The sequence below is a fragment of the Sulfurimonas lacustris genome, assembly GCF_059705355.1.
In genome coordinates this window covers 97,291-120,799 of sequence record NZ_AP046126.1, presented here as the reverse complement: position 1 = coordinate 120,799, position 23,509 = coordinate 97,291, and the positions used below count along the sequence as shown (strand labels likewise).

Sequence of the window (23,509 nt, the reverse complement as noted above, 5' to 3'; positions counted from 1 at the left end):
TTTCCTTATGTTCTAAATGGATTAGTTGGCTTAATATCAATCTCATAGCCAAGAAGTGAAAGTATTTGATTGACTGTCACTATACTTATATTTGCAATATAGCCATTTTCTAGCTTTGATAATGTTGCTCTTGAGATTCCTGATTGTTCTGCTAGAATTTCTTGAGAAAGTCCTTTTTGTTGTCGCAAAGTTTTAATAGTTTTTCCAAGTTCTGATAGTATCATCACTAAGTTCCTTTATACTCACTTCTTGTAGTGATAATTTCCAACTATCCAGCATCATTTTTCCTATCTTAAAGTCTGGATTTTTAGTTAGATAACTTTCTAGCTCATCTATTACCCAAATAAGTGCTTCAAAACACTCTTGATAATACTTTTTAACTTCACTTAGACTCAAAAGACAACTCCTTTGTCCAAACTTTACAAGAGTATCTTTTGAGTGCCATATTTTTTTACCATCCATCATAAGAGCTGGTTTGTCTTTGTGAATATATACTACAGTATTTACCACATCATATACAGGTGAATAAAATATATTTTTAAAGTCATCTTCATAAAGTAACCCAAAATTTTTCAAATGTGCATCACCATTTTTAAGCAGATAATTCATAACCACCGTTTTATAAAAAGCAATCATTGACTCTTTTTTATTAGTTGTATATGAATAGATAATCTTTGCAATCTGCTCATAGCTTCCATCATATTTACTATCCTTGTTTTTATTCATCAAAGATAATATCTCTTCAAATCCATAAAAACTACCATCACTTTTTAGTGTAAATTTTTCTACTATTAGGAACTTATTGTTAAGTGAAAGTTGTACATTAGCTATTTTCACCCCTGCTTTTTCAACAGCTTTTAGGCAAAAGTATTCATTGAGTGCTAAGTCTTGATATTCATCGCCCCAAGTTTTGATGATATACTCTTTTGTGTCTAGTTTTTCTTTATCATTTAAAAGTGCTATTGTTTTTGGTTGTACTCCACTGATAGCATTTTTATTTAAAAAGGTTTGAAGAAGAGTGCTAAAAGTATCATTTGTATCATTAGACAATATCTCTTCAATATTAAACTCAGGAAACTTTATGCTATTTTGCAGATCACTTTGAAACTCTACTCTTGATTGTATATTCGAACTAAGTAGTGAAAATATCAAATAATCATCTACTTTACCATACTCTTTTGATAAGATATTTTTAAATATCTCATACAAATACCCCTCAGGCAAAAAACTCTCTAAAAATGGTGGAAATTTATAGTCATATAGATATATCTTTTGAGTATTTGGTAAAGATAGTGCGATAGAGTTTTTTATATCAAAATCTTTATAGTCAATGATAAAGTTTCTATTATCTTTGATAAATGATGCTATTGCTTTTTGATGGTGAAATATCTCTATCATTTAACTACCTTGTATAAATTAGTTTACAATTATACTATAAAAGTTATATTTTGTAAAGTATTTTATACTACCAACTAAAACCTAACCACTAATCCCTAATATCTTTCGCCCTGAAAGAAGTGCCCTTGGGGTGGAGCATCAAAGAGATACCATCTTCCACACTATAAGGATTTGATAAGTTTAATTTTTTTCGTGTAATACTATTGTCTACTTCCAAACTTCCATAAAGTCTTTTATGAAATGATGGTTTGAGTAGTTTTAAAAAAGTTTCAAATAGTGGTATTTTGATAAGATACACTTTTTTATCCAAGTTTTTAGCTATTAGCTCTATCAATCTTGAAGTACTCAACGGTTCGTCATCAGCGCACAAAAAGATTCCTGATTTTTGTTGGATTATTATTTCATCTACTAAATGACAAAGATTTCCTATATAGACCATACTTCGTTTATTTTTTATGCCATCAAAAGGTAAAATAGGAACTTTATTTACTAAATTCACAAGCGACTTGATATTTGCTTTTACACCATATCCGTAAACTATAGGAGTTCTTATAATACTTACTTTAAAATTTTCATCTTCTAATTTTAAAAGTTCAATCTCTGCTTTTAGTTTACTTTTTCCATACTCATCTTCTGGATTGCAAACACTATTTTCAGTATATTTGCTATCTGTCTCTTCCCCATACACTTTAACTGTACTCATAAAGACAAAGTGTTTAACACCAGATTCTTTTGCTTTTTTTGCTAGTTCTAAAGTTTGAGTTACATTTACTCTTTCATATTCTTCACTACTTGCCCCACCCATTTGATGAACTAAAGCTGAGAGATGAAAAACCACATCTACACCATTACAATCCAAACTATCAATACTATCTTTTAAAAAACTAAAAGTTTTAATATCATATTTATCTTGGTACTTGTTTATGAAATGGCTTCCAACAAAACCATTTGAGCCTGTTATCAATAGCTTTTTCATTTTTTACCTTCATATATCTCAAAATGTTTTTCTATAACTTTATTTATATCAAACTCTTTTTCTGCAAGTTCTCGTCCAGAAGTTCCCATACTATTTCGTGAATTCTTATCCACTATTAATTTTTCTATCATACTAGCCAATGATTCAGTATCTTTAACTTCACAAAGTAGCCCTGTAACATTTGGCTCTATTGCATCTCTACAACCAGGCACATCAGTTGTCACAACTGCTCTACCACAAGCTGCTGCTTCTATAAGAACTTTTGGTAATCCCTCTCTATATGATGGAAGTACTACTATATTTGAGTCGCTAAATACTTTTGCTATATCACTACTAAATCCATATACACTTACAAAACCATCTTTTTTTATCTTTTCAACATCATCACTAGTCAAACTAGCTGGATTATGAATATCTATATCTCCATATAATTCAAATTTTACATTTAGATATTTCTTTTTTAAAATTTTTGAAGCTTCAATATACTCAAATACACCTTTGTCTTTTAATAACCTACATGCCATAGATACTTTTATATATTTGTTATCTTCTTCTATATAAGAATACTTTGATAAATCAACTCCTGCACCTCTTATAATATTGATTTGATTATCATTAACTGCATTTAGACTATTAATAAGTTCTTTATCATAAATATTTTCAGTAATAATTGAACTATTTTTACCACTTATTGCTAATTTATATAACATTTTTACAATATTTCTTACTATAAAGCCTTTTAGACCTTTCGCTATAAATACATATCCTAATCCTGTGATATAAAAAACTTTTTTAGGAATTTTTAAAAATCTTGAAACTATCCCTCCATATAGAACTGGCTTAATAGTAAAAAACTCTAAAACATGTGTGTCGATAGATTTTATAATTTTGTATATTTCAATAATAGTTTTTATTTCAGTTTTTACACTTGTACCACTTCTTGAGATAGATATAGGATGAACTATAAATCCTAAACTTTCTAAATACTCTTTTTTATCTGTAATACCACAAGCAATATGAACTTCGTAACCTCTTTTAATACCCTCTAATCCAACTGGTAAGAAATGAGAAATAAAAAACCAATCTACATTAATTATATATAATATTTTTTTCATAGTTTTAAAATCCCTTCCTCAAAGCTTATAAAACTTTCAAATTCTAAAAACTGCCTAATCTTTTTATTATCACAAATAGATTCTTTTATATCTCCATTTCTAGCTTCTAAATAATTTGCTTTAATATTTTTAGAATATTTATTATTCAATACACTTACTAAATTATTTATTGATACCTTTTTAGATGTTCCTACACAAAAAACTTCCCCTGAAACATTTGGAGTATTCATAGCTTTTATATTTGCTTTTGCTATATCTTTTACATATACAAAATCTCTATACTGTTCACCATCTCCATAGATGTTTGGTAATTCATCGTTTTTAAACTTTTTTTCAAAAATTGAAATTACACCACTATAATCGCTCGTAGCACTCTGTCTTTCTCCATAAACATTAAAATATCGTAAAATTACAGTTTCCAATCCATATAGTTCACTATATAGTTTCATATATTGTTCACCTATAAGTTTTTCATATCCATAAGGTGAAATAGGTTTAATAATAGAATTTTCATTTTTAGGTTGAGTTGGTTCATCGCCATAAACAGCAGCTGAACTAGAAAAAATAACTCTTTTTACACTATTTAATTTTGCTGACTCCAAAATATTTAAAGTACCTTTTACATTTACTTCATTTGATAAAAGAGGATTTAATATTGACTCCTGAACTGATACAATAGCGGCTAGATGATAAATATATTCTATTTTTTTATCTCTTATAATTTTATTTATTTCCTCGAAATTTCTAATATCTGCTTCTATAAATTGAAATCTATTTTCTTTATCTATAGATTTTATAAACTCTAAATTTTCTTGTGTTCCACTATAAAAATTATCAATTCCAATAATATAATTATTTTCATCTTTTAAAAGTTCTTCTATTAAATGTGAAGCTATAAATCCAGCACTTCCTGTTAATAAAATATTTTTCATACAAAAACCTTTTCATATTCTTTTATTATTTTTCCTATTCTAAAATCATTTGCTCTTTGTTTAGCTTTGTTTTGATAATTTATTCGCAAACTTTCATCATCTACAATCATGTTCATAGATTCTTTCATTTTTTCTATATTTTTTATAGGTGCTAAAATCCCATATTCAGCCAATTCTACTTTATCTTTTAATTGAAAACTTACATCACTGTTTGGAGCTAAAATTTCTCTTGGTCCACTTTGACAATCTGTACTTATGATAGGCAATCCACAAGCCAAAGCTTCTACCAAAACATTTGGAAAGCCCTCATGATTTGAAGCAAATACAAAATAATCAGCTTTCGAGATATAAGCAAAAGGATTTTCTTTTTTACCTAACAAATAAACTTTATCATTAAGGTTAAGTTCTTTGACATACCTTTGCAATTCTTCTCTTAATTCTCCATCTCCAATAATCCATAAATCAGCATTAATATCTTTTATAGTATCTATTATCAATTTATGATTTTTACCATGGTCAAGTCTTCCCACTGTTACAAAGGTAAATCTTTTTTTCTCTATTTCGATTTCTTCTTTTGACATCTTTTCTATCATTTCTAGATTAAAAGGATTATGAATATAAGCTAGTTTTGCAACATTAAAATTATTTTTCAAATCCATCATGTTTCCATAAGAATTTGATAAGCACAAATCAGCTTTTGGATATAAAGATTTAATCAAAAATCTATTTATTTTTCCATTTAATCCATATTGATATTGAAGCGATGGCATAGCTCTTTCATTAATTATTGTTTGATGTTTTATAAAAATATTTGATAACACATTTATATAATTTGCTCTTGTAAGAAAACTAACTATATTATCAAATTTATATTCTTTTATAATTTTACTTAATTTATAAGCTAATACTGGTAATCTTAAGAGTTTTACAAATCCTGATAATTCTTTTGGTTCATCTAAACTTATAATTTTAACTCTTTTATCAAGCTCATAAAATTTATAATTATGGATTAGTATTAGATAACATTCATACTCTTCTGCCCATAAATTTAGTAAATTACTCACGACTCTTTCGGCTCCACCTGATTCCAAAGAGTTTATGAGTATGACTATTTTTTTACTTTTCATAATACATTTCCATCCATTTGATATAAGATATTAAAGTCCATATTTGATGGTAGTTATTTTCTTTTCCATTCATATGATTTTCTATCATATATCTCCATTCATATATGTTTTTATATCATAGTCTGACATTCTTTCAAAAAAGTCTTTTTGACTATACAAATATTTTTTATATTCATCTTGACACAAAATGTTTTTTTGATTAAAAAGTTTTTCAAAATCAAATAACCTACCACTATATAAAAACAACTCTTCTAAATTATCAATATTTAAACCATCTGCTATTTTTTTGAAACGATAATTTGATGATTTATTTAATACAAAACTTGCACTGCTTCTTATGAATTTTGGAAGTTCATATAGTTTTCTAACTTTTGCCATCCTAAAGTAGTTGTTATAACCCCAAAAAAGTTCATCTCCTCCATCTCCTGAAAGAGCTACTGTTACATGTTTTTTTGTCTCTCTTGAGAGTATCATCATGGCTAGTGATGAAGAGTCATTGTATGGTTCATCATAATATTCATTTAGATTTTCAATCAGTTCTATCATATCTTCTGGTTTACACTCTAAAGTATGATGTTTTGTACCAAGGATAGTGGCTATCTCTTTTGCTATATTTGATTCATCAAACTCTGCCTCTGAAAACTTGATAGAAAAAGTATCAAGTTTTTGCCCTAATTCTTTTACAACTATTGAAGATACTAAACTACTATCTACTCCTCCACTTAAAAAGACTCCAACAGGTACATCACTATGAAGTCTTTGTTTTACAGAATCTACAATCAACTCTTTTAAATCTTTTTTTATAATTTCATAAGACTCAGTAAAATGCTCATTTGATATAGAGATATCCCAATACTGTTTTTTGGTAAATTCTGAACTACTCAAATTATAAATAAAACTATGACCTGCTTCAAGTTTATAAACATCTTCAAAAATAGTATAAGGCTCAGGTACATATCCATATCTAAAATATAACTTTTCACTTTTTTTATCTATTTTTAAATCTTTTTGAAATGTGATTTGTTTTAACTGTGAAGAAAACTCAAATATATCATCTTTTTTATAGTAATAAAATGGTTTTTTACCAAGCCTATCACGTGAACCAAAAAATATATTTTTAACAGGATCATAGATTACAAAAGCAAACATACCATTTAATTTATCAAGAATCTTTTCACCATAGGCTTTATATCCTATCAATAATACTTCAGTATCTGAGTTAGTATTAAACTTGTATCCAAATTTTATCAACTCATCTTTCAAAATTCCATCACCTAAAAAAAGAATTTCTAAATTATCATCTTCTTTTTGTAATTCAAAAAAAGCTGTTATCAAATCCATATTTCTTTTAAGAGGTATCAATCTACCAACAGAAATAATATATTTTTTGTTTTCTTTAAATTCAAAATCCACATCTTCACAAATATCTTTTTTACTATTTATATATTTTATATCAACTGGATTGTAAATTACTTTTGTATTTGTAGTTATGTTCATAATAGATTTTAAATCTTCATCTACACCTTTTGAGTTTGATATTATCAAATCTGCTTTATCAAATAAATTATTTATCAAAAATAAATTTATTTTACCTAATAAGCCCTCATTTTTATATCTTGAAGTTGTACTTCTTATATTTATAATACTCTTATGACTACTTCCAAAAACCTTAGCCAAAATATTTATATAGTTTGGTCTATACAAAAATGACATCACAGTATCAATGTCATTTTCTTTTATATACTTTTTTAACTTCAATGCAACAAATGGTAACTCTATAAGCTTTTGTACTCCACTTTTTTTTGAATTTGACAACACTATAGGAGTTATATATTTTGGTAAATCATAATCTATACCATCCTCCATCATCATAAAATGTACTTTTATGCTTCGTTCATTTTCAAGCTCTTTTAAAAGTAGAGATATTACTCTCTCTGCTCCACCTTTTTGCATGGAAGCACAAAATATTAAGATGTTTTTATTTTTCAAATTCTCAACCCTTTCAATTTATCCAACCAAAATATGGTTGCATTATTCTAGAACTATACATCATCATAAAGTATAAAACAAAAGCGAAATAAAACATTTGTTTTCGCCACTTAGTCAAACCTAGCCCTGTAAGCATCACAAGAATCAAAGCACTTTCAAACACTCTTGCAGTAGCTCCAAATAAAAAATATGTACTCAAATAAAAGATAAGTATAGAAATAACAAACGCATATCTTCTAGCAAACTGTTTACCTTCTAAAAAGTATAAGCTTAAAATACCAGTCCAAAAAATGAACCCTAAACCTGATGTTTCAGCACCATCTCCATAATAAACTTGTCTAGCTCCTAAACTACTTGCTATTAGGCTAATACTTACTCCTGTCACAATTCCAATAATAATATATACTACTGTTTTCAAATCTATTGCAAACTTCATTTTTGTCGCTAACCAATTTAATCCAAATAAGAAAACAATAAAAAAAAATGAAGCATGGATAAAAGGTGTCAAACCTATCAAAAATATACGCAATGTATTTTTCGAACTAAACCATCCTATAATAAAAAAAGCTATTGCTACACCCTGTCTTAAATGACTCACATGATTTTTCATTATTTGAGGTAAAAATAATAAAAATAATAAAAATATAAAATATTTAGGATTGTATCTTAATACATAATACGCAACGGCAAAAGCAGGTACACCCGCTACAAATCGTACAGTATCTTCTGGAGTAAAAAACTGAGAGAGTAAAATATTTATACCAAGCCATAATGGCTCATTTGTAAAAAAACTCAATACGCCTTGATGTAAATACCTTCCAGCCACTACAATAGAATAATCAGCATAGTCTAAGTAATTACCTCTATCAACAACACCCTCCATAGGAAAGCTTGCCATGAGCAATCCATACAAAAAAGCTAATAAAAGAATCAAAATCCTGTAAGAAACAGAAACTCTCTCCACCCCTCTTGGATCAAAAAAATAGCTAGTTATCACAATTCAAAAATCCTCTGTTCATAAATCTTAACAATATTTTTCACACTAAACCTCTCTGCACTTTTTTACTATTTTCTCAAAAGTTTTCTAGCTAAACTGTAAGCTACATAATAATACTTAGCTTTTATTTCTTCAATGGCGTCTTTAATGCTATATTTATATGTTTTATCTGACTGTATGTCATATTTTTCGATAAATATTGAAAGAGAAGCCAACCATGCCATTTGCCAGTCAAGCCTATCAGCATTTGGGTTATTGTCTGTTTTCCATTCTTTGCACCACATTTTTAAAGCTCTACTATTAAAAATGCCAATTTTCTGTAAATTTCCATTCATGATTTTTTCAATAACAAAATCTCTAAGATCATTTCTAAGCCAGTCTCCGTAGCGATGATGAGTTTTCAACAAATTATCTTCTACTGTTGCTTTATCTTGATTATATTTCTTTCCTGTTCTTGCCCATGGGATTTCCAGCAAATCTCCAGGAAGCTTTTGTAATAAATGCTCATACACATCGTCAGTTCTACACTGATAATCCAAACTCCACATAAAGCCAAACACCTCAGGGTCTGTAAACATCTGATACAGAGGTATCTTTTCATTTATAACTTGCATACATGAGTGCAGTTCTCTTCTCATGTAATGCATCTGCATCTCTATCTCTCTATATTCTTGTTCTCCTCTACCTGGAAATTTATCTCTTGCTATTTTCAAGACACTCCTAAGCTCTTTCATTGCATCTTTTTGTGCATCTTTTAGCATAAAACCAAAACTGTTAAGATCTACTTTTAATATATCTGGCAAGTTTTCAGCTCTCACTCCAGAATATTCAGCTCTACCTATACTATCTCCATAGCTCCCAGCAAGTACAGCATCTATATTTTGAAGTTCTGAAACAGCTTTCATGGCATGAAGATGCACAGGAGAATATAAAGCTCCTCTTTCTCCAGCTAAAATGATATTTTCTTTTAATATTTCAGGAGTTAGGTCAAAATGTATATGTTCCCATCCAAACTTACCTGCAATTCGTTTAGAATATATAACATCCCTTGAGTTTTTAAGTCCCCATGTTAAAGCTACTATTTCGCCTTTATATTCACCTCTTATTTGTAACTCTCTAATTATACCTGCCACAACTCTACTATCCATACCACCTGTTAGTAATATACCAACTCTTTTCTTGCCTTCAAGGAATTTCGATGCTTCATTTAATAGTCTTTTTTTTAGTTCATTTGAAATTTCATCATAAGAAAGTACATGCTTCTGATGCCTTGATAAATCAGTAATATTTGTTTGTGTATCTGTCATCCACGGCGAACAGTTCACACCTTCAATAGTAGTTTGCGTATCAAACGTATAGCCCTTAGTGAGTATCGATAAGACTGATGAGACATTAATTTTTTTGTCTGATAGTATAATAACATCCTTAATATTTGAAGATTTTTTTGATAGATCACTTTTGTGAATATAAATTTCATTACCAGCCAGATTGTTAAATTTATTCATTATTGTTCCTTTTTAGTCAAGAGTTTCTCTTGTCATTTATCACTTCATTAAAAAAATTCTCATACTCAGTTATCACTCTTTCATTTTTATAGATATCTGCCGTATTGTGGACTTTTGGAGGTTTAGCATTATCAAATATCAGATTCCCAATAGAGTAAAAAATAGGCTTACCATTATGGTATTCATAAGCCCCAGGCACATGTGGATGATGACACACTACAGCTTCTGCACCTAAATCTATATAATGCTTACAAAGTTTTCTAAGATTTGGTCGTGGGTATGGAAAGTATTCATTTCCTGCATGAAGTGTAACTATCACCATATCTGCTTGTTCTTTTGCTTGCATTATCTGATGATAATTATCTATAGCATCCATAGGTGATGAACCAGCTCTATTTTCATCTGCTTGATTAAACTCATGCTCTGCTAAGGCAATAAAAGCGACTTTAAATCCATCTTTTTCTATTACCTTAAACTTTTGTGCTTCTTTTATATCTGTTCCTGCTCCAACAGATGGTACATTTATAGACTCACAAGCTTTTAGAGTATCTTCTAACCCTTGTTTGTCAAAATCCATCACATGATTATTTGCAAGTCCGATGATACTAAAGTCTTTTAATGCTTTTACACACTTTGGATCTGCTTTAAGAGGTGGTCCAGATTTTTTTATAGCTTTATCATGGGTAGTCAAAGGACACTCTAGGTTTACAAATGAAATATCTGCATTTTGTATCAACGGCAATGCATCACCAAAAATAGTTTCTTTTTTTATTTTAGTGTTATTCACGACTTTTTTATATCCTCAAATTGTACTATTCTTGAATGATTATTATTATATTTCATGTTAATCCTATCTATTACTCTTGTAATTTCATACCAAATCTTATTATATTTAAAACTATCTTTAGGCATCTGTATATGTCGTAACTTTTCCATAGATTCTGAACAATACTCATTTGTAAAAATATCTATTGCATTTAAATGTTCTTTTTTAAGTTGCAGTCTTTGTTCATCGCTTAATGCAATATAATCTAAAATCATTTTTTCTATATCGTATAGTGGCAAACCTAAGCCTTTTATATTGTATTCTGCGTGATATACATCACTAAAATATCCATAAGTTTTTGGTTCTAACATATTTTCTATACCGACAATAGAAGCTACGCCTAATCCTGCTGCTTGAATTATAGCTGTGCCACTACCTATGAATATATCATACTCTTTTACTGTAGTATCAAAAAGGTCATATTCCAATGAACCTTTAAGTACCACACTATCTTCTAACTCTAACTCTTTTATTTTTTGAGCGATTTTTTCTTTGTCAGGTCCATCACCGTAAATATCGAAAACAACTGCAATTCCCTTGTCTTTAAGCTTTTTGATCACATCTAGCATAAAAAAGTTATATGTTTTAAACTCCACTAGTCTTCCTATTGCTATTATTCGCAGAGGACTATTTGTATCTGCAGAAAGTTCAATATCTTTTTTATCTACCACTCCTAGTCTAAAATTATTTGCACCTGTCAGGTCTAATCCCATCTGTTTTTTATAAAAGTCTTTAACCCCCTCAGTACAAAATAGTATTGACTTTCTAGGCAGATATTCAAAAACAAATTTTCTATTTATTTTCTCATAATAAGCAACATCCCATTTACCCCAAGCATATGTTATGTAGTGATAAAAGCCAAAAGTAATAGGTAAGTTTTGATTTGAGATTTTATTAAATCTGTTCGCCAACAAAAGGTGCATGCCTGAAAAACCATGAAATTGAGTTACACCATCTATAATTTCAATAAATTTATTTTTATCTATAGGAGCAATAAGTGGAAATCTTTTAGAAAATGGAGTAAATGTTGTGTACAATTCACTAGCAAAATAAACTTTAGCATATTTTTTCATCTCTTCTAGTAGTGCCTTATTGCTTTGTTCAGGAGCTGAAAATAATAATATTTTTGTCACCAGTCCTTGATTGTGCCTCTCTTTTGCCATTCTTACAAAAAAAGTTTCTATTCCACCTAAACCTAATGCACTGTATATGTACAACATATTATTTTCTCCTACTTTTATAATTTTTAATCTCTTTTATAGCTAAACTCACTCTATTTTTATATAATAATGTACTTATTAAAAATAAAAATATCCATACCAAATAAAAATATTGTATTTTTGCTTCTGTTAGAACAAGTACAATTGTTGTAATCATGTAACATATCAATAAAAAATAAATCTTTACTCTAGGTAAAGATACCCATAAGTACGCACTAGATTCAGTTCGTACCATAAAAAATATGAAAAATGATATAACGGTTGCTATAGCTGCACCTGATGCTCCATATTGAGGAATCAAAAAATAATTTAAAATTGCATTAGATACAAAAGCAGCTATAGATGCTGACATTGCAAACATCGAACGCTTTGTAATTCCTATTCCTACTACTGTAGTTTCTGAAAGCATATAAAAAAGTGGTATAGATACACAAGCTACTAAAAGATACTCTATAGAGCTATATTGTTCTGGTAAGAAATATAAAACTATCCATGATAGTAGTCCAACCATACTCCAAATAAAAACCACACCTAAAAACATATATTCAATAACTTTTTGAATAACTTGTGGTTCAACACCATCTTTTACCCATTTATACACTGTGGGATGCCAGAGGTTTGAGAATATTGTAGATATTATACTAACAGCCCCTGCGATGCTTACAGCAATAGCATACACGCCCAACTCTTCAAAACTAGATAAATATCGTATAAAAAATTTATCCATAGCAGTTAGACCCCAATAAGCAAGACTTCCTGCAACTAGTGGTAAACTAAATTTTAAAAGTTTTTTTATATATTTTTTATCAACTGTTGAAGTTATGGCAGGTATCCATATATCTTTTGTTATATATGAAAAAGTAAGTACTGAAAATACTATAGATACAGTATTTATAATCAAAAGATTAGTAAAACTATTTTCTAAATTTAAAAATATAACAAATCCAAGAAGTAGAACTAAAACTGCTTTTGGCATTATCTGTGTTATAGAAAAAGCTATACCTCTTTCTTGCATTCTTAAAACATGAGATAAAAAATTTATAAAAAAACTTGCAAATATACTTATTATAAAAAGTACACTAACAAATGATGATTCTATATCAAATAGTATTTTTGAAATGGAAAATGGTAGTATAGAAACTAGCAGTGTTACGCTAAACAGTATAATTAAGCCTGGAGATACTACAGATTTAAGTAATATTGATTTATTATTTATCTCATGGTATTCTCTTACATAAGCTTGATGCATAGCTAAACTAAAAAACATAACAGCAAAACTCAATGATACTTGTAGCATAGACATTTGTCCAACACTTTCAACAGGGAAATACCAAGCAACAAGTGGCAATGTAACAAAACCTAAACCTGCTGCTCCTATTGGACCTAATGAAAATTGCAGTATTTTTTTTAAAGTCAATTAAAAAAACCTTTCATACTTTTTATAACTTTTGATATTTCACTATCTTTTATCCCATAATACATAGGCAACCTCAAAAGCCTCTCACTCTCAACCGTAGTAAACTCATCAACTCCCTCAAATCTACCAAACTTCAATCCAGCAGGGGCAGAGTGAAGTGGTATGTAATGGAACACTGACCAGATCTCATTCTCTTTTAAGTGTTCTATTAGTTCACTTCTAGTTTCAAGATCTTTTACTTTTATATAAAACATATGAGCGTTATGAACACATTCTTTTGAAACTATTGGCAACTCTATCAATCCTTTAGTTTCCAATTCTTTAAGTCCATCGTAATATTTTTGCCAAGTGTTTAATCTATTTTGATTAATCTCATCTGCCTTTTCAAGGTTACCCCACAAATACGCCGCACTTACATCATTCATTAAATAGCTACTTCCTAAATCGACCCAAGAATATTTATCTACCATACCCCTAAAAAACAGGCTTCTATTAGTTCCTTTTTCTCGAATAATCTCTGCTCTTTGTATAAATCTTTCATCATTTATGATAAGGAGTCCACCTTCACCTGCGCTTGTGTAATTTTTCGTCTCATGAAAACTAAACGCACCTAAATGCCCTATAGTCCCAAGAGCTTTCCCTTTATAGCTACTCATCATCCCTTGAGCCGCATCTTCTACTACAAAAAGATTATGTCGATTTGCTATATCCATGATAGTACCCATTTCACACCCTACACCTGCATAATGAACTGGAACGATAACTTTTGTTTTATCTGTGATCGCTTGCTCTATCTTTGTCTCATCGATATTCATAGTATCTGGGCGAATATCTACAAATACAATTTTAGCCCCTCTTAGTACAAATGCATTTGCAGTACTTACAAAAGTATATGAAGGCATAATGACTTCATCACCCTCTTGTATATCTAGTAAAATAGCAGCCATCTCAAGAGCATGGGTACAGCTTGTAGTAAGCAGTGCTTTTTTACATTTTAGTTTTTCTTCAAACCATTGATGGCATTTTTTAGTAAATTGCCCATCACCTGATATTTTATTACTTCTCATCGACTCTATTACATATTTTTCTTCATTCCCTGTAAAAGGTGGTTTGTTAAATGGTATCATTATTCTCTTGCTCCAAAATATTCTTTTATTAATAACTTACAATTATCATCATTTTCATCCCAAACTTCAGGTAATAGCAAACTGTGTTCTATACAAAAATCTTCAATTTTCTCTATTGTTGCTTCACCTATTAATGCTCCATTTTTAAAAAGTAAAACTTTATTTTGAATTGATATAGAATACATTTTAATTCCTCCCTGCTTGTATAGCTGCATCTTTTACCCATTGACCTAAATTTTCATGACCTTTATGCTTGTTCCATAAATGTTTACTATATTTTTTTTCTAACATCCAGTTACATCTTGATGTTGTTTTCTTTTGCATGCATTTTATTTTACTGACATCAATCTCTAATAGACCGTTACCTCTTTTTATGCTCTCTTCTATCTCGTACTTTACCCATTTGCTCTGGCAAGTTTTTTCACCAACCAAAACTACAGTTACACTAGTACCTTTGAGTTGATTGTCTATCCAGTTTTTTATAGCTTGGTCACCTTTTTGTTTTACTTTTTCAAAATCTGCTTTATCTATAAAGCCAGCTGTTTCTTTATCAGGTTTTGTTACCCAACTATGTCTTACATTCATAGCACGACTCACATCTTCATATTTGAAACTAAAAAATACTTTTCTTGCCATTAGCTACACCTCATATACAAATAAATTAAAATTAAAAATAAACCCATACCAAAATAAAGTGGTAATATAGTCAGAGAACAAAAACTTGATACAAAAGTTTTATCTGTATACTTTGAAGCATTCATATTAAAATCTTCTATATCTTTATCTGCAACTTTATCGTTGTATAGTTCTCTATATCTTCTCTCCTGTGTCAAATAAAAACTATCAAGATACCAAAATAACAATATTGTAGGTAGTCCAGCTAATAAAAAATCTACATTATTACTTGATGCATATAATGCTAAAAAAGCAGAAACTATTGTAATACACCACCCTTTTATAGTAAAAGAGTTACTGTTCATTCTAGTAATCACATTTTGAATAAACTCTAAATGTTTTAGTTTTTCTTGACTCATTATCAGTTTATCCAATCCTCAAATTTTGCAATTTCAGTGCTTAGAAGCATATCTTTAAATAATCTTGCTGTTGAAGTACTTTTTTTATTCTCTTTTAATATTAAACCTCTCACTGATGAGTATGTGATATATGGATAAAGTCCTAAATACTCTTGCCCTTCATATGTAGTATCAAGATCATGTTTCATAATAGGTAATATTGCTACATGTCCATTCACACCATCAAAATAACCTAATTCCCATGGCATCCATTTTGAGGTTTCAGAGTTTTCGGTGGTAATATAGAGTAAACTTTTAGCACTATCCATTCTATTTTTTAATACTTGAGCTGTATTTTTAGTTACTTTATCCCTTTCAAGATGTTGATCTTCTATCCAATCTACATAAACACTATATTGATATTCATCTTCAAGTATTTCTTTAATACCCAAGATAAGATCTGCATCTTTGAAGCTATGAGATAAAAAAATATCATAGCTCTCTTCACTTGATTTAAGTTTTTCATTTGATTCTAGTAACAACTCTTCAGTAGATAATGACTTAAAACTTTTAGCTTGTGTAGCTTTTTGTCTTACTTGCGATTCTATAAAAAAACTCATTTAAACCTACTCCTAAAATTTATAAACATCTCATTGTCATTTTTATCTCTAATATCTTTCAATCCTATTAATCCCTCAACACAAACAACTATAGGCATCCCATCTTTGATAAATATCACTTTTCCTATATGTCGTTCTCTATGTTCAACTACTACATCTTCAACTATTTCAACATCAATAAACTTGACTATTTCACCATTTAGATATGCTTTTGCATTATCATATGGATATCCAACTGCATCTACAAATCTCTTGATTTTATCAGCACTCCAAGACCAATCTATAAAATAATCTTCACCATCAAGCCAAAGACTATAGGTAGCTTTGCTTTCATCTTGTTGTGTAGCTTTTAACTTATCTTTATCTTGAATAGTTGTAAAAATTTCATCTACAAGTTCAAAATAGAGAGGTTCTATTTGATTTATAGCTTCACTTATCTTTATAGGGTAATTTATCTCAAAACTTCTTTGAGCGATAATATCACCTTTATCGTATTCATTACTAGCAAACAAAGCTGTTACCCCCCCCCCCGATTTTCATTATTGACTAAGCAATTTACAAGTGGAGCGAAGCCTCTGTATTTTGGCAAAAGTGAATCATGAAAAACGATTAAATCTCTCTCATCTTTGATAAGCCATCTCCAACCTATAGCAAACTTATATCCGTTAAACTCTTTTTCAATCGGTACAACATTTTCAAATCGACTAAAAAATATGATTTTCTCTTTTGTAGCCAACTCTTTTATCTCATCAAAAAAATCTTTTTGGATATTTTTATCTTCACCACTTACTACATATGCAACAGATGAGCTTCCAAACTTCTCTATAAAGTTTTTAAGTACATAAAACCCTTTTGAATTCATAATATAAAAAGCTATTTTATTCATAGTTGACCCTCATTTTCTATGTATTTTTTTTCAAGTTCTAATAAGTCTTTTTTTCTGCTTGTGATTTTTTTAGCTGGATTTCCAAGATATATGCTCCACTCTTCAGTTTTTTTTCTAACTAAAGACAATGCACCTACTGAAGTTCCTTCTGCCAATACAACACCTGGCATAATAATACTTCCAGCTCCTACTATAGAATGCTTTCCTAAAATAATTTCTTTTTTTGCTTCTTTTTTATACTCATCTGGAATAGTTGGATTTGTCAAAGTTCTGCCACTATAATCATCAGACTGAGTAAATACTTGAACTTGATAAGCAAGTCCTGAAAAATCTTCAAAAACAATCCCTTTTTCTCCACCTGCAACTAAACAAAATGGAGCAATATGAACATTTCTACCAATTTTGATTTTTCCAGAAATAACACAAAAGTCATCTATTCTTGAATTATCACCAATTTCAATTTGGTCACAGTTATAAATACTTGCCTTGTCACTTACTTTTACATTTTTTCCAATATTCTTAAAACCTAATCGTTTTAATTGCTCTTCTGTATAATATGCCATTATTTATATTTCCTTAAATACCACTCAATAGTCTTAACAATCCCACTCTCAAAATTCTCATCTGCTTTCCAACCAAGCTCATTTTCTAGTTTTGTAGCATCTATCGCATATCTTCTATCGTGTCCTGCACGATCCTCAACAAAAGTTATCAAATCTTTATAACTCTTCGGACGTGAGGTTTCAACCTCACCTGTTTTAGGTGCGACTGAAGTCGCACGTCCGTTTGATGGAGGTACTTTTTCATCTAAAATAGTACAGATTCTATCAACTATTTGAAGATTTGTTCTCTCATTTCTCCCACCGATATTATATGTTTGTCCAATTTTTCCATTATGGAAAACTAGATCTATACCTTTACAGTGATCAAGTACATACAACCAATCTCTTATATTCTTTCCATCTCCATAAATTGGGATTGGGTTTTGTTTCAAAGCATTTCTTATAATCGTAGGGATTAATTTTTCATCATGTTGTTTTGGACCATAGTTATTTGAGCAGTTTGTAATAACTGTATTTAATCCATAAGTTTCATTATATGCTCTTATTATCATATCACTTGAAGCTTTTGAAGCGGAGTATGGAGAGTTTGGAGCATATGGTGTTTTTTCTGTAAACAGATCATTTGGATTTAGAGTAAGTGTTCCATACACTTCATCAGTTGAGATATGGTGAAATCGTGGAAGCACTTTGTTTGGACGTGAGGTTTCAACCTCACCTGAGTTTTCTACAGTCTCATTAGGTGCGACTGAAGTCGCACGTCCGAAATGCTCTTTATAGACAAATGGTTTATCCATCCAGTGTTTATAGGCTACATCTATTAGTGTAAATGTTCCATTTACATTTGTTTGCACAAACACACCTGGATTTTTAATAGAGTTATCTACATGAGATTCAGCTGCAAAGTGAATAACTCCTTGAATATCATATTCACTAAATATAAATTCAACTAATTCTCTATTACAGATATCACCTTTGATAAATTTATATCTTGGATTTGTTTCACACTCTTTTAGGTTTTCTAAGTTACCTGCATATGTTAGTAGGTCTAGGTTTATGAGATTGTACTCTGGGTATTTTTCTAAAAAGTATGGAACGAAGTTTGAGCCTATGAAGCCTGCTGTTCCTGTTAATAAAATATTAGTCATTTTTCACCAACTCTTTTAAGTATTGTCCATAGCCATTTTTACTAAGTGGGTCTGCTATTTCTAATACTTTTTCTTTATTTATCCAGCCATTATTATAAGCTATCTCTTCTAGACAAGCTATTTTGTAGCCTTGTCTATGTTCTATAGTCTGTACAAATGAACTAGCTTCTAAAAGGCTATCATGTGTACCCGTATCTAGCCAAGCGAAACCACGACCGAGTAGTTCTACTTGGAGTTTGTCTCTTTGTAAATACTCTTCATTTACAGTTGTAATTTCTAGTTCACCTCTATGAGATGGTTTTATACTTTTAGCTATTTCTATTACTGAATTATCATAAAAGTAAAGTCCCGTTACTGCAAAATTTGACTTTGGGTGAGCTGGTTTTTCTTCTATGCTTATCGCTTTTTGGTTTTCATCAAACGCGACTACGCCAAATCGTTCAGGGTCTTTTACTTGGTAACCAAAGACAACAGCACCCTCTTTTAAAGAAGCTGCTTTTTTAAGTAATGGAGTAAATCCATGACCATAAAATATATTATCACCAAGTACTAAACAGACACTATCATCACCGATGAACTCTTCACCAAGTATAAATGCTTGTGCAAGCCCATCTGGAGAAGGTTGAATCTTATAGCTAAGATTTATACCCCAGTCACTCCCATCACCTAAAAGCTCTTCAAATTTATGTAAATCTTCAGGAGTTGATATGATTAGTACATCTTTTATGCCTGCAAGCATAAGAACTGACAATGGATAATAAACCATAGGTTTATCGTATATTGGAAGTAGTTGCTTACTTATGCTTCTTGTTACTGGATATAGTCGTGTCCCACTTCCTCCTGCTAAGATAATACCTTTCATTTTCTATAATCTTCCATCACTATCTTTTAAAATTGATTTAATATCATAAACAATTTGATTTTTATTTTCAAATGTTAAATTTTTATATTTATCATGTGATACAGCTAAGATTATAGCTTCATAATCATCATAGCTCACATCATTATCTAAGTTTAGATTGTACTCATGTTTTACTTCGTCTTTATCTGCCCAATAGTCAGAAACTGTGATATCACATCCAAACTCTTTTAGCTCTTCTATTACATCTATCACTCTGCTATTTCGTATATCTGGACAATTTTCTTTGAAAGTGATACCAAGGACTAAAACTTTTGAACCTTCGATTTTGTGACCTTTTTTTATCATCAATTTTATTACTTGATTTGCTACATAGATTCCCATATTATCATTTAGTCTTCTTCCTGCTAGTATAATTTCTGGGTTATATCCTATACTTTGAGCTTTATGAGTAAGATAGTATGGATCTACACCAATACAGTGTCCTCCAACAAGTCCTGGTTTAAATGGCAAGAAATTCCATTTTGTTCCTGCAGCTTCTAGTACATCATTTGTATTGATACCAAGTTTATTAAAGATGATTGCAAGTTCATTTACAAATGCTATATTGATATCTCTTTGAGAGTTTTCTATAACTTTTGCTGCTTCTGCAACTTTGATAGTAGGAGCCAAGTGAGTACCAGCTGTGATGATACTCGCATAGAGCTCATTTACTTTTTGACCTATCTCAGGAGTTGAACCAGAAGTAACTTTTAGTATCTTTGTAACCGTATGTTCCTTATCACCTGGATTAATTCGCTCAGGAGAATAACCACAGAAAAAATCTTGATTAAATTTTAGATTAGAAAATTTTTCTAAGATAGGCACACAGTCTTCTTCTGTAGCACCTGGGTAAACAGTTGACTCATAGATGACTATATCATCTTTTTTAAGCACTTTACCTACTGTTTCAGAAGCCTTTATAAGAGGAGTTAAATCAGGTCTTTTATTTTTATCTATTGGAGTCGGTACTGTTACTATGTAGATATTACAATCTTTTATGTCATTTATATCTAAAGAAAATTTCATACCATTATTTATAGCTTCATTAACTTGTTCTTTTGAAAGTTCTAAAGTTCTATCATATCCACTTGTAAGTTCATCTATTCTCCACTTTGATATATCAAATCCTACTACTTCATACTTTTCACTAAATGCATGAGCTAGTGGAAGCCCAACATATCCAAGTCCTATTACACATATCTTGTTTTTCATTTTATTTAACTCCTTTAATATCATTTATATACCACTCTATTGATTCTTTGAGTCCAAGTTCAAGTGTATGAGTTGGTTCATATCCTAGCAACTCTTTTGCACTATCTATATTAGCATTTGAGTGCCTTATATCTCCAGCTCTAAAATCTCTATAGAGAGCATCTTTGATTTTTAGCTCTGGTAGTTTTGCTTCAAGTTCATTTCTGATAGCTTCAAAGAGATTGTTTAAAGTTTCTCTTCCACCTGCTGCTGTGTTGTAAGCCTTTGCAAAAGCTTGTGTATTTGTAGTAGTCCCTGCTAATATATTTGCTTGAACTACATTGTCGATGTAAGTAAAATCTCTACTTGTTTCACCATCACCATTTATATAGACATCTTCACCATTTAGCATTTGTGATATCCACTTTGGCATCACTGCAGCATAAGCTCCATTTGGGTCTTGTCTTTTGCCAAATACATTGAAGTATCTAAGCCCTATAGATTCAAACCCATAACATTTATAAAATACTCCCATATAAAGTTCATTGACATATTTTGTGACAGCATAAGGAGAGAGTAGATTACCTGTTCTGCTTTCCACTTTTGGAAGTTCAGCTGAGTCACCATATACAGATGAACTTGAAGCATAAACAAATCTTTTTACTCCATTCGCTTTGGAAGCTGTAAGCATATTTAAAAATCCACTTACATTTGAAGCATTTGAATTTATAGGATTATCGATAGACCTTGGAACTGATCCAAGTGCTGCTTGATGAAGAACTATATCTACATTTTTAGTGATTTCTATGCAAGTTTTATAGTCTGTTATATCACCCTCTGTAAAAGCAAAATTTACCCATTGATCTCTAGAAACAGAGTTTTTGATATGCTCCAAATTATGCTTATGTCCTGTAGCAAAATTGTCAAGCCCTATTACTTTTTGATTAAGCTTTAGTAATTGTTCTACTAGATTTGAGCCAATAAACCCTGCAACTCCTGTAACTAGCCAAGTTTTTTGATTGGTTAAAAGTTCTTTTTTTACTTCATTGTATTTCATTTATTATCCTCTTTCCTATAAAATTCTTTATACCACTTCACAAATCTTTCAATCCCCACTTCAAGCGATGTATCAGGCTTATAGCCAAAATCATTCACAAGGTCACTTACATCTGCATAGGTAGATACTACATCTCCATCTTGCATATCCATGAAGTTTTTTGTAGCCTCTTTTCCTATAGCTTTTTCTAGGGTTTTAATAAAATCTAAAAGTTGCACTGGAGAGTTGTTTCCGATATTGTATATTCTATATGGTGCAGTTGATATTGATGGGTCTGGATTGTTAGCATCGAATTTATCAGATTGTTTGGCTGGATTATCTATAACTTTGATAATACCATCTACTATATCACCTACATAAGTGAAGTCTCTAGACATATTTCCATGGTTAAATACTTTTATAGGTCTGTCATTTGTGATAGCATCAGCAAAAAGCATAGGTGCCATATCTGGTCGTCCCATCTCCCCGTACACAGTAAAAAATCTCAAAGAACTTGCCAAAATTCCATATAGATGAGAGTATGTGTGAGCCATCATCTCATTGCTCTTTTTAGTAGCTGCATAAAGAGATACTGGATGGTCTGTATGGTCACTAGTTTTGAATGGTTGTGATTTATTTAGTCCATATACTGATGAGCTAGATGCATAAGATAGGTTTTTTACACCATAGTTTCTACAAGCTTCTAGAATATTCATAAAACCTACTACATTACTTTGAATATAAGCATGGGGATTTTCTATAGAGTATCTTACTCCTGCTTGAGCTGCTAAGTTACAAACTGCATCAAATTTCTCAGTTTCAAAAAGGTTGTTTATAGTTTGGCTATCTTCTAGGTTTGCTTTTATGAATTTGTGTTTGGGGTAAGTTTTTGATGATAATAGCACATTGTCTTTTAAGTCATCTTTATTTATTCCAAGTTCATTTATCCTTGCATATTTGAGATTTACATCATAGTAGTCATTGATATTATCAAGACCTACTACTTCATCACCTCTTTCAAGAAGTTTTTTAGCTAAGTGATATCCTATAAATCCTGCTGTTCCTGTTACTAATATTTTCATTTAGTACAATGTGCCTTTTTAAGATTTGACAAATCATACATCTCTTCATACTCTTTTTTTTGCTTTTGAAGTCTATCGTATTCTTCTTTTTTGATTTCAATAAATTTATCTGTTAGAGCTATTTTTTCTTTTATTCCAGTTGGTGTTAAAAGATATTTGTATTGTATTTTACTATCTGAATTTACAAATCTATCAACTTTAACCAAACCTTTTTCCACAAGTTTTTTAAGAATATAGTTAACCTTACCCGCACTATATCCTATCTCTTCACCTATAGTTCGTTGATTAGTTACTTTTCCTAATGATCTTAAAACCTCTAATTCAATCTCTTCTTGAGTCAATTTTTTAACCTTTTGTATAAATCGTGTTTAGTGATTGAATTGTATAGTGTTTAGACTTTGAACATGATTAAATAATTTTAATTTTGAAACAGATATAATCAC

General features: G+C 30.2%; 26 protein-coding genes. All 26 read right to left on the bottom strand.

The features are described 5' to 3' along the window. Positions 1-5 precede the first annotated feature (5 nt). Positions 6-224, bottom strand: a complete 219-nt coding sequence (locus tag AC6H4V_RS12495) for a helix-turn-helix domain-containing protein (RefSeq protein ID WP_497607990.1) — start codon at positions 222-224, stop codon at positions 6-8. After that, positions 193-1,398 (bottom strand): type II toxin-antitoxin system HipA family toxin, encoded by a 1,206-nt coding sequence (locus AC6H4V_RS12490; RefSeq protein ID WP_497607989.1) that lies wholly within the window; start codon positions 1,396-1,398, stop codon positions 193-195. The genes AC6H4V_RS12495 and AC6H4V_RS12490 overlap by 32 nt, the downstream gene beginning before the upstream one ends. Before the next feature lie 88 nt (positions 1,399-1,486). Further along, on the bottom strand, positions 1,487-2,374 hold the full coding sequence (locus tag AC6H4V_RS12485) for an NAD-dependent epimerase/dehydratase family protein (protein ID WP_497607988.1): 888 nt from the start codon (positions 2,372-2,374) through the stop codon (positions 1,487-1,489). Next, the gene (locus tag AC6H4V_RS12480; RefSeq protein WP_497607987.1) at positions 2,371-3,489 is read right to left on the bottom strand and encodes a glycosyltransferase family 4 protein; all 1,119 of its coding nucleotides are present in this window, start codon (positions 3,487-3,489) and stop codon (positions 2,371-2,373) included. Before AC6H4V_RS12480 ends, AC6H4V_RS12485 begins: the two co-directional genes overlap by 4 nt. Continuing rightward, positions 3,486-4,421 carry an NAD-dependent epimerase/dehydratase family protein gene (locus AC6H4V_RS12475; RefSeq protein ID WP_497607986.1) on the bottom strand — a complete coding sequence of 312 codons (936 nt, stop codon included), beginning with the start codon at positions 4,419-4,421 and terminating at the stop codon, positions 3,486-3,488. Before AC6H4V_RS12475 ends, AC6H4V_RS12480 begins: the two co-directional genes overlap by 4 nt. Further along, the gene (locus tag AC6H4V_RS12470; RefSeq protein WP_497607985.1) at positions 4,418-5,548 is read right to left on the bottom strand and encodes a glycosyltransferase; all 1,131 of its coding nucleotides are present in this window, start codon (positions 5,546-5,548) and stop codon (positions 4,418-4,420) included. Before AC6H4V_RS12470 ends, AC6H4V_RS12475 begins: the two co-directional genes overlap by 4 nt. Before the next feature lie 84 nt (positions 5,549-5,632). After that, positions 5,633-7,537 carry an asparagine synthase (glutamine-hydrolyzing) gene (gene asnB, locus AC6H4V_RS12465; RefSeq protein WP_497607984.1) on the bottom strand — a complete coding sequence of 635 codons (1,905 nt, stop codon included), beginning with the start codon at positions 7,535-7,537 and terminating at the stop codon, positions 5,633-5,635. A 13-nt stretch (positions 7,538-7,550) separates the two neighbouring features. Beyond that, positions 7,551-8,534 carry an EpsG family protein gene (locus tag AC6H4V_RS12460; protein ID WP_497607983.1) on the bottom strand — a complete coding sequence of 328 codons (984 nt, stop codon included), beginning with the start codon at positions 8,532-8,534 and terminating at the stop codon, positions 7,551-7,553. Between the two features lie 68 nt (positions 8,535-8,602). Further along, positions 8,603-10,039, bottom strand: coding sequence for an asparagine synthase-related protein (locus tag AC6H4V_RS12455; RefSeq protein ID WP_497607982.1), 1,437 nt, complete (start codon positions 10,037-10,039; stop codon positions 8,603-8,605). A 16-nt stretch (positions 10,040-10,055) separates the two neighbouring features. Further along, the gene (locus tag AC6H4V_RS12450) at positions 10,056-10,826 is read right to left on the bottom strand and encodes a CapA family protein (protein ID WP_497607981.1); all 771 of its coding nucleotides are present in this window, start codon (positions 10,824-10,826) and stop codon (positions 10,056-10,058) included. After that, positions 10,823-12,085: a glycosyltransferase gene (locus AC6H4V_RS12445; protein WP_497607980.1), complete on the bottom strand. Its 1,263-nt coding sequence runs from the start codon at positions 12,083-12,085 to the stop codon at positions 10,823-10,825. Before AC6H4V_RS12445 ends, AC6H4V_RS12450 begins: the two co-directional genes overlap by 4 nt. A gap of 1 nt (position 12,086) precedes the next feature. Further along, a complete protein-coding gene (locus AC6H4V_RS12440) occupies positions 12,087-13,502 on the bottom strand; it encodes an oligosaccharide flippase family protein (protein ID WP_497607979.1) in 1,416 nt (471 codons plus the stop codon). Then, entirely contained in the window at positions 13,499-14,629 is a 1,131-nt protein-coding gene (rffA, locus tag AC6H4V_RS12435) for a dTDP-4-amino-4,6-dideoxygalactose transaminase (RefSeq protein ID WP_497607978.1), read from the bottom strand. The genes AC6H4V_RS12440 and rffA overlap by 4 nt, the downstream gene beginning before the upstream one ends. Further along, positions 14,629-14,814, bottom strand: a complete 186-nt coding sequence (locus tag AC6H4V_RS12430; RefSeq protein WP_497607977.1) for a hypothetical protein — start codon at positions 14,812-14,814, stop codon at positions 14,629-14,631. Before AC6H4V_RS12430 ends, rffA begins: the two co-directional genes overlap by 1 nt. 1 nt (position 14,815) lies before the next feature. Then, entirely contained in the window at positions 14,816-15,265 is a 450-nt protein-coding gene (locus AC6H4V_RS12425) for a TIR domain-containing protein (protein WP_497607976.1), read from the bottom strand. After that, a complete protein-coding gene (locus AC6H4V_RS12420) occupies positions 15,265-15,663 on the bottom strand; it encodes a hypothetical protein (protein WP_497607975.1) in 399 nt (132 codons plus the stop codon). Before AC6H4V_RS12420 ends, AC6H4V_RS12425 begins: the two co-directional genes overlap by 1 nt. Before the next feature lie 2 nt (positions 15,664-15,665). After that, positions 15,666-16,262: a toll/interleukin-1 receptor domain-containing protein gene (locus AC6H4V_RS12415; protein WP_497607974.1), complete on the bottom strand. Its 597-nt coding sequence runs from the start codon at positions 16,260-16,262 to the stop codon at positions 15,666-15,668. After that, positions 16,259-16,774 (bottom strand): hypothetical protein, encoded by a 516-nt coding sequence (locus tag AC6H4V_RS12410; RefSeq protein WP_497607973.1) that lies wholly within the window; start codon positions 16,772-16,774, stop codon positions 16,259-16,261. Before AC6H4V_RS12410 ends, AC6H4V_RS12415 begins: the two co-directional genes overlap by 4 nt. 5 nt (positions 16,775-16,779) lie before the next feature. Then, positions 16,780-17,148 carry a formyl transferase gene (locus AC6H4V_RS12405; RefSeq protein ID WP_497607972.1) on the bottom strand — a complete coding sequence of 123 codons (369 nt, stop codon included), beginning with the start codon at positions 17,146-17,148 and terminating at the stop codon, positions 16,780-16,782. Further along, positions 17,145-17,711: an acyltransferase gene (locus AC6H4V_RS12400; protein ID WP_497607971.1), complete on the bottom strand. Its 567-nt coding sequence runs from the start codon at positions 17,709-17,711 to the stop codon at positions 17,145-17,147. Before AC6H4V_RS12400 ends, AC6H4V_RS12405 begins: the two co-directional genes overlap by 4 nt. Next, complete coding sequence (gene rfbB, locus AC6H4V_RS12395) at positions 17,711-18,856, bottom strand: dTDP-glucose 4,6-dehydratase (protein WP_497607970.1); 1,146 nt, start codon at positions 18,854-18,856, stop codon at positions 17,711-17,713. Before rfbB ends, AC6H4V_RS12400 begins: the two co-directional genes overlap by 1 nt. Then, the gene (rfbA, locus tag AC6H4V_RS12390; protein WP_497607969.1) at positions 18,849-19,718 is read right to left on the bottom strand and encodes a glucose-1-phosphate thymidylyltransferase RfbA; all 870 of its coding nucleotides are present in this window, start codon (positions 19,716-19,718) and stop codon (positions 18,849-18,851) included. Before rfbA ends, rfbB begins: the two co-directional genes overlap by 8 nt. A gap of 3 nt (positions 19,719-19,721) precedes the next feature. Then, positions 19,722-20,969 (bottom strand): nucleotide sugar dehydrogenase, encoded by a 1,248-nt coding sequence (locus AC6H4V_RS12385; RefSeq protein WP_497607968.1) that lies wholly within the window; start codon positions 20,967-20,969, stop codon positions 19,722-19,724. Between the two features lies 1 nt (position 20,970). Beyond that, the gene (locus AC6H4V_RS12380; protein WP_497607967.1) at positions 20,971-22,005 is read right to left on the bottom strand and encodes an SDR family oxidoreductase; all 1,035 of its coding nucleotides are present in this window, start codon (positions 22,003-22,005) and stop codon (positions 20,971-20,973) included. Then, on the bottom strand, positions 22,002-23,066 hold the full coding sequence (locus AC6H4V_RS12375; RefSeq protein WP_497607966.1) for an NAD-dependent epimerase: 1,065 nt from the start codon (positions 23,064-23,066) through the stop codon (positions 22,002-22,004). Before AC6H4V_RS12375 ends, AC6H4V_RS12380 begins: the two co-directional genes overlap by 4 nt. Then, a complete protein-coding gene (locus tag AC6H4V_RS12370) occupies positions 23,063-23,407 on the bottom strand; it encodes a MarR family EPS-associated transcriptional regulator (RefSeq protein WP_497607965.1) in 345 nt (114 codons plus the stop codon). Before AC6H4V_RS12370 ends, AC6H4V_RS12375 begins: the two co-directional genes overlap by 4 nt. Between the last annotated feature and the right edge of the window lie 102 nt (positions 23,408-23,509).

Coding starts and splice junctions, on each gene's coding strand:
- AC6H4V_RS12495 (WP_497607990.1), bottom strand. CDS start 224: ATGATACTATCAGAACTTGGAAAAACTATTAAAACTTTGCGACAACAA.
- AC6H4V_RS12490 (WP_497607989.1), bottom strand. CDS start 1,398: ATGATAGAGATATTTCACCATCAAAAAGCAATAGCATCATTTATCAAA.
- AC6H4V_RS12485 (WP_497607988.1), bottom strand. CDS start 2,374: ATGAAAAAGCTATTGATAACAGGCTCAAATGGTTTTGTTGGAAGCCAT.
- AC6H4V_RS12480 (WP_497607987.1), bottom strand. CDS start 3,489: ATGAAAAAAATATTATATATAATTAATGTAGATTGGTTTTTTATTTCT.
- AC6H4V_RS12475 (WP_497607986.1), bottom strand. CDS start 4,421: ATGAAAAATATTTTATTAACAGGAAGTGCTGGATTTATAGCTTCACAT.
- AC6H4V_RS12470 (WP_497607985.1), bottom strand. CDS start 5,548: ATGAAAAGTAAAAAAATAGTCATACTCATAAACTCTTTGGAATCAGGT.
- AC6H4V_RS12455 (WP_497607982.1), bottom strand. CDS start 10,039: ATGAATAAATTTAACAATCTGGCTGGTAATGAAATTTATATTCACAAA.
- AC6H4V_RS12445 (WP_497607980.1), bottom strand. CDS start 12,085: ATGTTGTACATATACAGTGCATTAGGTTTAGGTGGAATAGAAACTTTT.
- rffA (WP_497607978.1), bottom strand. CDS start 14,629: ATGATACCATTTAACAAACCACCTTTTACAGGGAATGAAGAAAAATAT.
- AC6H4V_RS12430 (WP_497607977.1), bottom strand. CDS start 14,814: ATGTATTCTATATCAATTCAAAATAAAGTTTTACTTTTTAAAAATGGA.
- AC6H4V_RS12425 (WP_497607976.1), bottom strand. CDS start 15,265: ATGGCAAGAAAAGTATTTTTTAGTTTCAAATATGAAGATGTGAGTCGT.
- AC6H4V_RS12420 (WP_497607975.1), bottom strand. CDS start 15,663: ATGAGTCAAGAAAAACTAAAACATTTAGAGTTTATTCAAAATGTGATT.
- AC6H4V_RS12415 (WP_497607974.1), bottom strand. CDS start 16,262: ATGAGTTTTTTTATAGAATCGCAAGTAAGACAAAAAGCTACACAAGCT.
- AC6H4V_RS12405 (WP_497607972.1), bottom strand. CDS start 17,148: ATGAATAAAATAGCTTTTTATATTATGAATTCAAAAGGGTTTTATGTA.
- AC6H4V_RS12400 (WP_497607971.1), bottom strand. CDS start 17,711: ATGGCATATTATACAGAAGAGCAATTAAAACGATTAGGTTTTAAGAAT.
- rfbB (WP_497607970.1), bottom strand. CDS start 18,856: ATGACTAATATTTTATTAACAGGAACAGCAGGCTTCATAGGCTCAAAC.
- rfbA (WP_497607969.1), bottom strand. CDS start 19,718: ATGAAAGGTATTATCTTAGCAGGAGGAAGTGGGACACGACTATATCCA.
- AC6H4V_RS12385 (WP_497607968.1), bottom strand. CDS start 20,969: ATGAAAAACAAGATATGTGTAATAGGACTTGGATATGTTGGGCTTCCA.
- AC6H4V_RS12380 (WP_497607967.1), bottom strand. CDS start 22,005: ATGAAATACAATGAAGTAAAAAAAGAACTTTTAACCAATCAAAAAACT.
- AC6H4V_RS12375 (WP_497607966.1), bottom strand. CDS start 23,066: ATGAAAATATTAGTAACAGGAACAGCAGGATTTATAGGATATCACTTA.